Raw genomic sequence first — 13,375 nt, forward strand, 5'->3', positions numbered from 1 at the left:
CGCACATCCTCATTCTTTCGCTAAGTCAACCGCCCAATGACCAATGTCATGACGGTAAACTAAGTCACCATGGGTCTTATCCAAAACATCATATACTAAGGCTTGCGCACGCACCGTGTCCTCGCCATGACCAACAACCGTGGCCACACGACCTCCGCTAGCAACCAAGCCATTTTCAGCAAGTTTAGCACCAGCATAATTGACCGTCAATGGTGACAACTCGACCGTCGTTGGTACCACACCACCCTTTTCGGGTGCCTGTGGATAGCCTGGCGCAGCCAATACCACCCCTAAGTATACATCATCGCTTTGCCAGTGTACTTCGGGCTTTTTACCTGCTAGCAAATCCAAAATCAATTGATAAAAATCAGATTGGAGCTGAGGCAAGACCACCTGGGCCTCTGGATCACCAAAGCGAACGTTAAACTCAATCACCTTTGGCCCGGCTGCAGTTAACATCACTCCGGTATATAAGACACCGGTAAAGGGTGTTCCCCGATCAGCCATGGCGGCTAACATGGGCATTACTAATTCATCAACTGCCTGTTTCGCATCTGCTGGACGCAACCAAGAAAGTGGGCTATAGGCCCCCATCCCACCAGTATTTTGTCCACGGTCATGGTCATAGCGACGCTTATGGTCTTGGGCCATTGGTGTATGCACAACCCGGCCATCTTGGCCGACTAAGGAAAAGATGGAAAATTCAACACCGTTCAAGAATTCCTCAATCACTAATTTAGCAACCGGGTCTTTCTGATACAAGCTTTGCAGATATTCATCGGCACTCGATTGGTCTTCAATAATCGTAACACCCTTACCAAGGGCCAACCCATCAAGCTTAAAAACCATTGGCCAATCAAAATTTGCAATCGCTGTCTTGGCTTCGTCTTGGCTTGTCACCGTAACAGCCTTAGCCGTTGGAATTTGGTTAGTGGTTAAAACTTCCTTGGCAAAGGTCTTTGACCCTTCCAATTGTGCAGCAACGGCATTGGGGCCAAAAATCTTCAAACCGGCGGCCTCAAAACGGTCGACAATCCCTAAAATCAAAGGATCTTCGTTGCCAACGAAGGTCAAATCGACCTGTTGCTCTTGAGCAGCCTGCACCAAGGTGTCTAAGTCGTTTGCTCCAATGGGTAACCGAGTCAGGTTTTCTTCCTGCATGCCATCATTACCAGGCGCTACGAAAACTTCATCGACCTGGGGACTTCTCAAAAATGTTTGGGCGAGCGCATGTTCACGTGCACCTGAACCAATTACTAATACCTTTGCCATAACGATTGTTCCTCTTGCTTAATGCTTGAAGTGACGACGACCTGAGAAGACCAAAACCAAGCCCAATTCATTGGCCTTATCAATTGAGTCTTGGTCCTTGATTGATCCACCAGGTTCAACCACTGCCTTGATACCGTTTTCAGCGGCATAAGCCACTGAATCGTCCATGGGGAAGAAGGCGTCGGATGCCAAAACAGCATCCTCAAAGCCAGGCTTTGTCTTAGCCTTTGCAATGGACATCTTCACTGAATCGATTCGGTTCGGTTGACCAGCCCCAACCCCCAATGTTTGGCCATCGCGGGCCACTACAATGGCGTTGGACTTGGTATGCTTAACAGCCTTTTGGGCAAAGACCATTGCCTGCAACTGTTCGGCAGTTGGCTGTGCCTTTGATACAACCTTAAAATCAGCTGCCGTTTCGGACAACAAATCACGATCCTGGGCCACAAAGCCACCCAAGACAGAAGTGACTTCAGTCTGATTTGGAATAGCCGTTGTAAAAGACAAAGTCAAAAGACGTAAGTTCTTCTTCTTAGCCAAAACTTCATAGGCTTCCTTGGTAAAGCTTGGGGCAATAATGATTTCCAAGAAAATCGCGTGCATTTTTTCGGCAGTTGCCAAGTCAACTTCGCGGTTCAAGGCAACAATACCACCAAAAATTGAAATATCATCAGCAGCAAAGGCTTGGTCCCAAGCTGCTTCAACCGTTTGACCCTGACCAATTCCGGCGGGGTTCATGTGCTTAACTGTGACGACTGTCGTTTCCTCATATTCAGCGATGATGCGTAAAGCCGCATCGGCATCGCGAATATTATTGTAAGACAATTGCTTCCCGTGCAAAATATCAGCATTTAAGATTGAATACTTTTCAGGCAAAGCGCTCGTATAAACGGCAGCATTTTGGTCTGGATTTTCCCCGTAGCGCATGTCGTCAAACTTTTCACCAGAAATCGTCAATTGTTCTGGGAATTCCTTGTCAGTCAAGTAAGAAGCAATCAAGGCATCATAAACGGCTGTGTGTTGGAAGACCTTCGTTGCCAATTGGCGGCGGAACTTTTGGTCGTCTTCGCCACTCTTCAAGTGGGCAATCACTGCTTCGTAATCAGTTGGATCAACAACTGGCAAAACAGCAGCAAAGTTCTTGGCTGCCGAACGCAACATTGATGGGCCGCCAATATCAATGTTTTCAATCGCATCCGCATCGGTTACGTCGGGCTTCAAGATGGTTTTCTTAAATGGGTACAAGTTTACAACTACCAGATCAATTGGTGTAATGCCATGTTCTTTCAAAGTCGCCATGTGTTCAGGCAAGTCACGCCGGGCCAACAATGCACCGTGCACGCGGGGGTGCAAAGTCTTAACACGACCATCTAACATTTCTGGGAAGTTCGTAACCTCTTCAATCCCAATCACATCCAAACCAGCATCGGCCAAAGCCTTGTGTGTACCGCCGGTTGAAACCAATTCAAAGTCTAATGCTACTAATTGCTTGGCAAAGTCTACCAAACCCGTCTTATCGGAAACACTTAACAAGGCCCGTTTCATTGTAAAAATACCCCTTTTTCTAGTAAATCAGCTAATACTGCTGGATAAAGTTCATGTTCAACTGCGTGAATTCGTTCAGTCAAATCTGTCAGTGAATCTTCTGGCATTCGTGGCACAGCCTGCTGGGCAATCGCTGGTCCAGTATCAATGCCGTTGTCGATGAAGTGCACGGTCACACCCGTTTCCCCTACACCAGCCTCATAAGCATCGAGGATACTATGGCGACCTGGGAACTTAGGCAACAACGCAGGGTGCAGATTCACAATTTTTTGCGGAAAGGCGCAAAGCAGTGTTTCTGTTAAGATACGCATATACCCGGCCAGCAAAATACCATCAACTTGGTGCTCCTGTAATTCGGCAACAATCGCTTGTTCGGCAGCCGCCTTATTTTCATAACTTGGGTACCGAACCTTAAAAACCGGAATAGCCCACTTCGCTGCGCGCTGGATAACCGGCGCATCCTGGTGGTCAACCACGACTAAAACGATTTCTGCCGGTAGGTCCTGATTAACAATTGCTTCCTGCAGGGCGGAAAAGTTTGTTCCCGTTCCAGAAGCAAAAACCGCCAACCGGGCCTTTCGTTGCTTTATTTTTCTGGCCATGGCGCATCCCCCTCAAAGAAGACCGGTTCACGATCTGCTTCAGCTGGCACGATTTCACCGATCCGATAGGCTGGTTCAGAGCGTTCTGCCAATTGATCCAAAATCACACCCGCTTTGTCAGCCGGAACCATCAAAACCATGCCCAAGCCGTTGTTAAAGGTCAACAACATCTCATCGAGCGATAAGTTACCGGCCTCTTGCAACTTCTTAAAGATGGGCAAAATCGGCCATGTGCCCCAGCTGATTTTTGCTTGAACATTCTTTGGTAATGCTCGTGGTAAGTTTTCAACAAGGCCACCACCCGTAATATGGGCGGCTGAGTGTACCAACTCCTGCTCAACCAATGGCCACAAGGCGTTAGTATACAACTTCGTTGGCGCCAAAATTTCTTCCTGCAAGTGATCTGGCAAATCATTAAAGGCTTTGACATCATCATGGATACCCAAGATCTGACGAACCAGCGAATAACCGTTGGAATGAACACCAGAGGATGGCAATCCAATCAAAACATCGCCTACCTGAACGGTCTCATTTGTTAGCAATCGGTTTTTTTCAGCCACACCAACCGCAAAGGCAGCTAGATCATAGTGATGAGGCTGGTACAAACCGGGCAATTCTGCGCTTTCTCCCCCAACCAAGGCAATTTGCGCTTCCTTAGCCGCCTTGGCAATCCCCGTCACGATTTCAGCAGCAACTTTTGGTCGCATCTTATCGACGGCCAGGTAATCCAGCATAAAGGCTGGCTTGGCACCCTGAGCTAAAATATCATTCACAACCATCCCAACCAGGTCTTGACCAATCGTATTATGCCGGTTAGCGGCAATTGCTAAAAGGAGCTTAGTGCCAACACCATCAGTTCCGGAAATCAGGACCGGTTCCTGCATACCCGCATCAAGGGCATAAACAGACCCAAATCCCCCTAGTCCGGAGACAACATTTGGTGTGTAAGTATCCGCAACGGCCTCGGCCATTAACTCAACGGCCTGGTTACCGGCCTCAATGTCAACCCCAGCTGCCTCATAAGCGTTGTGCTCTTTTGCCATTTAATTTGCTCCTTCTACTCGCTGATCTTCTGCTGGATTTTGTGGAACATACAAGCTGGTTGGTTCTTCAGCAAAAGTGACCTCACCACTTGCTTTGGCTTCAGCCATTTCTGGGCTATAATCATAAATCGGGCTTGGATAATGGCCGCTAAAGTAAGCCGTCGTTAAGCCAGTTCCACCATCTGGCATCTGCAAACCGATTGATGCCACCAAAGCCTCGTTACTCAAGAATTCCAATGAATCCGCTTCGATTAATTCAGTCATTTCGTCCAAGCTATGATTATTGCCCATCAATTCAGCCCGGGTTTGGACATCAATCCCATAAAAAGCTGGGTACTTAAAGATTGGACTCGCAATCCGAACATGGACTGATTTCGCCCCAGCTTCTTTGAGCATCCGGACAATATAACGACAAGTTGTACCACGAACCAAGGAGTCATCAACGAGGACAACGTTTTTGTCCTTCACCACAGCTTCAACGGCAGATAACTTCATCCGCACGGCGCGTTCGCGCTTATCTTGGGTGGCCTCGATAAATGTCCGGGCAATATACTGATTTTTGACCAAGCCCATTTCGTTTGGCATTCCAGCGCCTTCGGCATAACCGCTGGCGGCAGACAAACTGGAGTTTGGTACGCCAACAACGATATCAGCTCCAGGAACCGGCTGTTCCTTTGCGAGCGCAGCCCCCATTCGCTTCCGCGCTTGGTGAACATTAATGCCGTGAATATCCGAATCAGGACGGGCGAAGTAAACATATTCCATCACATCGACATTCAATGTCGTCTTTTCTGTGTAATGAGTGATGTTCATGCCATCCTGATCAATACGAATCAACTCACCAGGTTGGACATCACGCACATACTTTGCCCCAACAACATGGAGCGCAGCCGTTTCGGAAGTAACCACGTAAGAACCATTATCCGGCATCTGACCAATAACAAATGGTCGAAAACCGTGTGGATCCAACATGGCATACAAAGCGTGTGGGGTCAGCAACAAGAAAGCAAAGCCACCACGCAATTGATTCAAGGCGTCCTTGATTTTTTCATCAAAGGTCTCGGCCTGTGAGCGACGAATCAGGTGCAAAATAATTTCAGAATCCGATGAGGACTGGAAAATAGAGCCATCTTCTTCCAACTGGTTGCGCAATGTTTGTGCATTAGTTAAGTTCCCATTGTGGGCCAAAGCCAGTTGCATGTCATGAAAATTAGCCATCAAGGGTTGGATATTTTCAATTCCATGGGCCCCGGCCGTTGCATAACGCAAGTGGCCAATCGCCGCCTGGCCCTTGAGGGCTTCCAAACGACGGGGGTCAGCAAAAACTTCGGCAACAAGGCCGATCCCGCGTTCCTGCCACAGGTGTCCCTGATTATTGGCAACAATACCGGCTCCTTCTTGACCACGGTGCTGCAAAGCGTGCAGACCATAATAGGTCAAATTGGCCGCATCATCACGACCCCAGACACCAAAGATGCCACATTCTTCATTTAATGATGAGTAAGCCGCTTGTTCGGTCACTTCATTCACATATTGATCCATTGGTGTGCTCCTTATTCAGCCATCAATTGCGGAATCGCGTCTTGATAGCTTGCCTTGGCGGCCTTTTGGTCAACCATTACTTGGCCATCCTGTGTTTGAATGGCGATGACTGCATCCGTCGTTACTTGACCCAACTTAGCAACCACTGCCTTCGTTTCGGTCATCTTTTGTTCAAAAGCAACTGCTTGTTCGCTCGGTACTGACAATACAAAGCGGCCTGGCACTTCCGCAAACAGTTGTGCAGTCGTTCCTGGAAAATCAGCTTGCACTCCAAAGTCATTTGGGAAGGTCGCTTCAGCCAAAGCCACGGCCAAACCACCTTCGCTTAAGTCGTGTGCACTGGTAACCAAACCGGCTTCGATTGCCTGCAAAACAAATTCCTGATTTACTTGGGCAGCGTCTACGTCAAAATCAGCTAACTGACCAGCAATTTCACCAGTCTGCATCTTTTGAATTTCGCTACCGTTAAAGGAATCCCCAATAGTTCCTACCAGGTAAACCTGGTCGCCTTCGTTTTGGAATTCGGCACGGGTAATGTGTTGATTATCAGCAATCAAACCAACCATGCCGACCATGGCTGTTGGCAAGATGGCCTGGTTGTCAGTTTCGTTATAAAGACTGACATTGCCAGAAATAACGGGAGTATTTAAGCGCTTGGCCATCTCCGTGATGCCTTCAACTGACTGATGTAACTCATAATAAACTGCTGGATTATCGGGCGAACCAAAGTTCAAGCAGTCCGTCATTCCGATTGGCAAAGCACCTGTCGCTACCAGGTTTGAGGCAGCTTCGGTCACAGCCATTTGACCACCCACAAAGGGGTTCAAGTAGGCGTAGCGACTGTTAACATCGGTCGTCATCGCCAAAGCCTTCTTTGTTCCGCGAATGCGCACAACCCCAGCATCCCCGCCCGGCTTGACCACAGTATCGGCACGGACTTGGGAATCAAAGTGACGAAAGAGGCTGGCCTTGGAGGCAATCGTTGGCTGTGCCAAAAGATCAAGCAAGACCTGGTTGGCATCTGCCACGTTTGGTTGGTATTGGTCAGCACGAGCTTCCTTCAAACGAGCAGGTTCTTCCTGGGCCAACTTTGGCTCAGGTGCGTTTGTCAAAAAGTCAATGTCCACATCAGCCACTGTTTCGCCGTGGAAGTTCAAACGGTAACGGCCGTCGTCTGTCACCGTACCAACTGCAACGGCATCCAAACCGGCCTTTTCAAAGAGGTCGATTACTGGTTGTTCCTCGCCCTTTTGGACGACCAGCAACATCCGTTCTTGTGACTCGGACAACATCAATTCGTACGGTGTCAACGAAGCTTCTCGTTGGGGAACCAAATCAAGGTTCAATTCGATTCCAGTACCGGCCTTTGAGGCCATTTCAGAACTTGATGACAGTAAACCAGCAGCGCCCATGTCTTGGATTCCGATAATGCTCTTACCATATTTCTTAATAGCATCAATCGTGGCGTCCATCACCAACTTTTCCAAGAAAGGATCTCCAACCTGAACATTAGAACGGTCGGATTCTTCTGTTGATGAAAATTCTGCTGAGGCAAAGCTTGCCCCATTGATGCCGTCTCGACCCGTTTTCGCGCCAACATAGATAATCGTGTTGCCTGACCCCTTAGCCTGACCAACTTGCATTTCATTTTGGTTAACCAAACCAACTGACATCACGTTGACCAGTGGGTTTCCCGCATACGATTCATCAAAGGCAATTTCACCACCCAAGTTCGGAATCCCGATGGCATTCCCATATCCGGCAATCCCGGCAATGACACCATCAACGATTTGACGGGTCTTGGCATTGTCTAATTGACCAAAGCGCAAAGAATCCAAAACGGCGATTGGTTGGGCACCCATGGAGAAAATATCGCGTAAAATACCACCAACACCGGTTGCAGCCCCCTCATAAGGTTCGACAAAGGAAGGATGATTGTGGCTCTCAGCTTTAAAAACGACGGCCTGGCCATCCCCAATATCTAAGATACCGGCACCTTCACCAGGGCCTTGTAAGACACGTTCGTTTTTCGACCAGAACTTGCGCAACGCGGGCTTTGACTTCTTGTAAGAGCAGTGTTCTGACCACATTCCAGAAAAAATACCAGCTTCGGTATAATTTGGCCGGCGGCCAAGGTGTTCCACAATCAAATCATATTCATGGTCTGTTAGGCCCCAATCGGCATAAATCCGCTTTTCAGCGATCATATCTGGGCTGGGCTCATTTGCCATTGGGTTAGTTTGTTGGGTACTCATCCAAATTCTCCTTTAAAACGGATGTCTTGCTTAGGCGTGGGCTTTTTGATCAACTGCGTGTAAGAGGCTTTCGAAGAAAGCACGGCCACTGTCATTACCAGTTAAAGCATCAACAGCTCGTTCAGGGTGGGGCATCATGCCATAAACGTTGCCTGCCTTATTTGTGACACCGGCAATTTTATTCATTGAACCGTTAACGTTTTCTTGGTAGCGGAAAATGACTTGCTGGTTATCTTCCAACTCTTTGAGAGTGGCTTCATCAGTAACATAGTTTCCTTCACCGTGAGCGATTGGAACCTTCAAGACTGCCCCCTTACCCATCGTGTTGGTAAAGTTACTCTCTGCATTTTCCAACACTAAGTTGACTTCATCGCAAATAAAACCAGGCTGCTCATTAACCAGGAGTTGACCAGGCAACAGCCCAGCTTCCGTCAAAATCTGGAAACCATTGCAAATACCAACAACCAACTGCCCGTTTGCGGCAGCGGCCTTCACAGCGTCCATTGCCGGTGAAAACTTAGCAACAGCACCTGAACGGAGATAATCACCGTAAGAAAAGCCGCCTGGAATAAAGATGGCATCGTATGCTGAAAGGTCACTGGCCTGATCGTCTAACAAATCAACATCAACATCAAACGATTCCAAAGCGTGATACATATCCATATCACAATTAGAACCTGGAAAAGTAATGACAGCAGCTTTCATGGGTGGTCTCCTTTTTAAATTTCTTCCAAATCGTAAGTATAGGTTTCGGTATTATGGTTAATTAATAATTCTTCAACCAATGATTCAACTTCCTTGGCAACGGCAACCTTATCGACACCGGTTAACTTCACCTGGAAGTATTTTCCTTGACTAACATCTTCGATTCCTTGGTATTCCAAGCGCTCTAAGGCTGATTTAATAACAACCCCCTGCGGGTCCAAAATTGATGGCTTGTAGGTTACGTAAATTTTTGCCAAATACATTTTTCCTGTACTCCTTTTACTTCAACGCGCCTTGGAGGCGTGCCAATACATCCTGGTAGCCAACACGCAAGTCCCCCTGCTTTTGGCGGAAAACATCTTTATCAAGTGACTTGCCCGTCTTTTGATCAACCAAACGCATGTTATCCGGTGAAAGTTCATCGGCCAAGATGATTTGCCCATCAGCTAAACGGCCAAATTCTAATTTGTAGTCAAGTAACGTAATGTCAACCTTGTTAAACAAGGCCACCAAGAGTTCGTTGACCCTGTCAGCCAACCCATAGACCGTCTTTAAATCAGCTTCGCTGGCAAAGCGCAAGGATACTGCCTGTGAGTCGTTCATAAAAGGGTCATCCAGCTCATCCGACTTGTAATACAGTTCCTGCACACGGGGTGACAACTTTTGCATTGGTTCGACCCCGAAGCGAGAAACAAAGTGCCCCGCTGTATAGTGACGAGTAACCACTTCCAAAGGAATAATGTCCACCTTCTTCACCAGCTCATCGGTTGCAGAAATTGACCCCAACCAATGGTGTTGCAAGCCTTGGTTAGACAAGTAAGTAAAAAGGAGATTTGAGATGTTTGAATTTAACTCGCCCTTGCCACTGTATTCTTCCTTAACTTTTCCGTTCAAGGCTGTGACCTGGTCCATGTAATGCATCCAGATAATGGCCGGATCATTAGTCGCAAAGACCTGCTTAGCCTTTCCTTCATACAGCAAGTCACCGCGGGTAAGCTGCTGTCCGTCAAATTCAACTGTATTTTCTATCATTTTTCCTTACTCTCCTGATTAAATTGTTTGGAAATATGTGCTTAAATCTGCAATAGCCGGTTGACCAACCACCGTAAGGTGACCCATTTTCCGACCGGGCTTGACGGCCGCCTTGCCATAATCATGGAAATGCCAATCGGCATGGTCAGGGAAGGCTTGGCGTGCCTTTAACAATTCATCGCCAAGTAAATTGACCATCATCGCACGGTCATGGAGCTTAATTGCTGGAATTGGTAGGCCGACGATGCTGCGAATATGTCCTTCAAACTGAGAAATATTGCAGGCTTCAATCGTGTAATGACCAGAATTATGTGGCCGTGGCGCTAACTCATTGACCCACACCTGATTGCTCTCCTGGTTAACAAAGAGTTCGATGCCTAAGACCCCGCGCAAATCAAGCTGATCGGCAATCGTCTTGGCAATTTCATAGACTTGGCTATCGTGATCTTTGGCAATCGCTGCGGGAATCATGCAGGTCTTCAAAATATGATTTTGGTGGACATTTTCAGAAATTGGCCACGTGACCAATTGGCCCTGCTTCGTTCGAGTTACCATGACGCTGACTTCCTTGGTAAAGACAATCTTTTCTTCTAAAATCAGCACGCCACCAGGCCAATTGCCCTTCAACTCTTCAACATCAGCAGCGGTGTTCAAGTCAAATTGACCATGGCCATCGTAACCACCACTAACCGTTTTTAAAATAGCTGGCAAGCCCACCTTGGTGATCGCCTGCTCTAAATCCGCTGGGCTCTCAACCCGGGCAAACTTAGCAACCGGTACTTGTGCTTCATCGCGAATAAAGGCTTTTTCCGCCAAACGATTACTGGTGATTTCTAAGAGTCGCACGCCCTGTGGGATATAGGCATCCTTTAATTCCTGTAAGGCCGCTTGGCTGACGTTTTCAAATTCATAAGTCAAAACATCCGACCGATCCGCCAACTCTTGGAGGGCCATTTGATCGTCGTATTCAGCCACGATTTGGTCATCACAAACTTGAGCGGTGGGACAGTCTGGGGTTGGATCTAAGACCAGTACCTGATAACCCATTTCTTTTGCTGAAAGGGCCATCATTTGCCCCAACTGACCACCACCGATGATTCCGATGGTCTTCCCTGGTTCGAGGTAACGGTTTGCCTCTGTCATTGCAACTCCCCTTCGCTTTCAATCGAGCTAGCAGTTTGCTTAGCGCGGAAATCCGCCAAATTAGTGGCAACTTCTTCATCTTGTAATGACAAAATCGAAGCGGCATATAGGGCCGCGTTCTTGGCACCAGAATTCCCGATGGCCATTGTGCCAACCGGCACCCCGCCGGGCATTTGAACAATACTCAAGAGTGAATCAAGACCATTTAAGTTGCTGGACTTAACTGGGACCCCGATGACGGGGATTGTTGTACTGGCAGCTAACATGCCAGGTAAATGAGCGGCCCCTCCCGCTCCGGCAATAATAATTTCTAAGCCATTCTCTCTGGCCTGTGACCCAAACTCCTGTAGTTGAACTGGCATTCGGTGGGCTGAAATTACGTGCTTCTCTGCTGCAATCCCTAAGTCTTGCAACAAATCAACAGCCAGCTTCATCGTTGGCCAGTCACTTTTAGAACCCATCACCACTGCTACGCGCGCTGTCATGCGGTACGCCTCCTGTATTGTTCGTGTTTTATCGATATAGAGCCACTTTAAAAAAATGCAGTTCGCTTTAAAGACATGATAACAAAACTAACATGACTTGTGTTCGTTATTTAATAATAATTTTCTCATATAAAGAGGGAATTCCAGACCAAAACCGAACAATCGTTTAAAACCCGCATCTTTCCTATGTATTATCTGTAATAAAAAAATGCCAGAATGTTAAAAACATTCTGGCATTTCTAGTGAAATTAGCCTAATTTAGATTTTACTGCAGCACGGCGGTCACACCAATTCAGATAAATCTTAGCTGTTGACGATGACAGGGCCACCGCAAGGGCGAAGATAATCAGAGCCGAATAGTCCAGGTGACTGATTTCAAAGACCATAAACATTGCCATCAATGGTGCTTGCTGAGAGGCTGCTAATAGGGCAACGGCACCAATCAAAGCAAACTGCCATGGTAAGATTCCTGGAAAAAGTGGTGCCAAGGGCACGGAGAAAACCAAGCCCAAGACACTTCCCAATGCAATCGAGGGTGTCAATGTACCACCAGTACCACCAGCGTAGAGACTCAAGAAGGTCATGACAAATTTAGCTAAACCAAGGGCAATGAAAAAGTACAGCAAGTGATGGTTCGTTTGCAAAAAAGCATACTGGGCCGTGGCACGGCCATTCCCCATCACGTAAGGGAAGACCCAGGCAGTTAGCCCAGTGACGATTCCGACCAATGGCATCGTCACCCAAAGCCACTTTCCCTTTGCCTGGTATTGCTGTGCCCAAGCAAAGGCTTGCTTGGCCCACGCCCCAAAGATTCCGGCAATTGGGCCGATAATCAAGGAAACGACCAATAAAATCAGTGAGAAGTGGTCAGCCTTTGATAAGGCATAGTATGGATCAAAGCCCTTAACAATCGCTCCCATTAAGGCAGCAATCGTCGACATAATCAAAGCCACCGAAATGGTCTTCACAGATGCTTTCTTCAATAGCAGTTCAACGGCAAAGAGCATCCCCGTAATTGGCGAGATATAAACACCGGCAAAACCAGCACCAGCCGCGGCGGCCAAGAGTAGCTTTTGGTCCTCTTGACTTAACTTCAAGAACTGCCATTTAGCTGTTTTCTTTTGATAAACTTGGGCTAGCATGACCCCGGCCTGCCGAGGTGCTAACTCACGACCAACGGACCCACCCGTTCCGACAAAGAACATCTGAGCCAAGACGTTGAAAGCCGTCTTAATTGGTGGCATTTCGTCACCTTTCAAGGCAGCATTAATACCAACGATTTTGCGGCCACGAGAACGAATCGCCCACCAGACAAACCCGGCAATTGTTGATCCGATGACAACCGATAGAAAACGGCGCATTGGACTAGCGCTGTTTGGGCTATAGTGCCGGAACGATTCATGAAAATGTAAGAACAAAACTTCCACATGTTCTAAAAAGAGTGACAGCAAGAGTGCAGCAAAGCCGATAACCACCGCCAAGACGATTGTCGCAATCCCCAGTGACCAAAAGGCGCTGTCCTCTTCTTTGAATTCAGCCGCTAACGGCTGTTGATTTTGATTAACCATAATTTCCCCTTTAGATCGGTAATTGGATTATTTGAAAACAATTAAATTCTGACAATTTCATTGGGCAAATCAGGGTCTCCTTTTGGCCGAAAATGGCTCAACCATGCGCAGAATAAGTGGTAAATAACCGCATACTAATGTACATAATTTGTCCAGAAAATGCAAGAATCTGGTTAAAAGTCT

Annotated in this window: 12 protein-coding genes; all 12 read right to left on the minus strand. The window is 47.5% G+C overall.

The features are described from left to right. Positions 1-9: 9 nt before the first annotated feature. Positions 10-1,272, minus strand: coding sequence for a phosphoribosylamine--glycine ligase (gene purD, locus M3M36_RS03630; RefSeq protein WP_252773280.1), 1,263 nt, complete (start codon positions 1,270-1,272; stop codon positions 10-12). An 18-nt stretch (positions 1,273-1,290) separates the two neighbouring features. Further along, a complete protein-coding gene (gene purH / locus M3M36_RS03635; RefSeq protein WP_252773281.1) occupies positions 1,291-2,817 on the minus strand; it encodes a bifunctional phosphoribosylaminoimidazolecarboxamide formyltransferase/IMP cyclohydrolase in 1,527 nt (508 codons plus the stop codon). Continuing rightward, positions 2,814-3,419, minus strand: coding sequence for a phosphoribosylglycinamide formyltransferase (gene purN, locus M3M36_RS03640; protein WP_252773282.1), 606 nt, complete (start codon positions 3,417-3,419; stop codon positions 2,814-2,816). The genes purH and purN overlap by 4 nt, the downstream gene beginning before the upstream one ends. Next, positions 3,404-4,462 carry a phosphoribosylformylglycinamidine cyclo-ligase gene (gene purM, locus M3M36_RS03645; protein ID WP_252773283.1) on the minus strand — a complete coding sequence of 353 codons (1,059 nt, stop codon included), beginning with the start codon at positions 4,460-4,462 and terminating at the stop codon, positions 3,404-3,406. The genes purN and purM overlap by 16 nt, the downstream gene beginning before the upstream one ends. Continuing rightward, complete coding sequence (purF, locus tag M3M36_RS03650) at positions 4,463-6,004, minus strand: amidophosphoribosyltransferase (RefSeq protein ID WP_252773284.1); 1,542 nt, start codon at positions 6,002-6,004, stop codon at positions 4,463-4,465. 11 nt (positions 6,005-6,015) lie between these two features. Next, positions 6,016-8,259: a phosphoribosylformylglycinamidine synthase subunit PurL gene (gene purL, locus M3M36_RS03655; RefSeq protein ID WP_252773285.1), complete on the minus strand. Its 2,244-nt coding sequence runs from the start codon at positions 8,257-8,259 to the stop codon at positions 6,016-6,018. A gap of 30 nt (positions 8,260-8,289) precedes the next feature. After that, positions 8,290-8,964: a phosphoribosylformylglycinamidine synthase subunit PurQ gene (gene purQ, locus M3M36_RS03660; RefSeq protein ID WP_252773286.1), complete on the minus strand. Its 675-nt coding sequence runs from the start codon at positions 8,962-8,964 to the stop codon at positions 8,290-8,292. Positions 8,965-8,978: 14 nt separating this feature from the next. After that, positions 8,979-9,227, minus strand: a complete 249-nt coding sequence (purS, locus tag M3M36_RS03665; protein WP_252773287.1) for a phosphoribosylformylglycinamidine synthase subunit PurS — start codon at positions 9,225-9,227, stop codon at positions 8,979-8,981. 16 nt (positions 9,228-9,243) lie between these two features. After that, complete coding sequence (locus tag M3M36_RS03670) at positions 9,244-9,996, minus strand: phosphoribosylaminoimidazolesuccinocarboxamide synthase (protein ID WP_252773288.1); 753 nt, start codon at positions 9,994-9,996, stop codon at positions 9,244-9,246. Between the two features lie 18 nt (positions 9,997-10,014). Then, positions 10,015-11,139 (minus strand): 5-(carboxyamino)imidazole ribonucleotide synthase, encoded by a 1,125-nt coding sequence (gene purK / locus M3M36_RS03675; protein ID WP_252773289.1) that lies wholly within the window; start codon positions 11,137-11,139, stop codon positions 10,015-10,017. Continuing rightward, on the minus strand, positions 11,136-11,624 hold the full coding sequence (purE, locus tag M3M36_RS03680) for a 5-(carboxyamino)imidazole ribonucleotide mutase (protein ID WP_252773290.1): 489 nt from the start codon (positions 11,622-11,624) through the stop codon (positions 11,136-11,138). The genes purK and purE overlap by 4 nt, the downstream gene beginning before the upstream one ends. Before the next feature lie 248 nt (positions 11,625-11,872). After that, positions 11,873-13,192 carry a chloride channel protein gene (locus tag M3M36_RS03685; RefSeq protein WP_252773291.1) on the minus strand — a complete coding sequence of 440 codons (1,320 nt, stop codon included), beginning with the start codon at positions 13,190-13,192 and terminating at the stop codon, positions 11,873-11,875. Positions 13,193-13,375 lie beyond the last annotated feature (183 nt).

The sequence above is a fragment of the Fructobacillus americanaquae genome, from assembly GCF_024029775.1.
GTDB lineage: Bacteria > Bacillota > Bacilli > Lactobacillales > Lactobacillaceae > Fructobacillus > Fructobacillus americanaquae.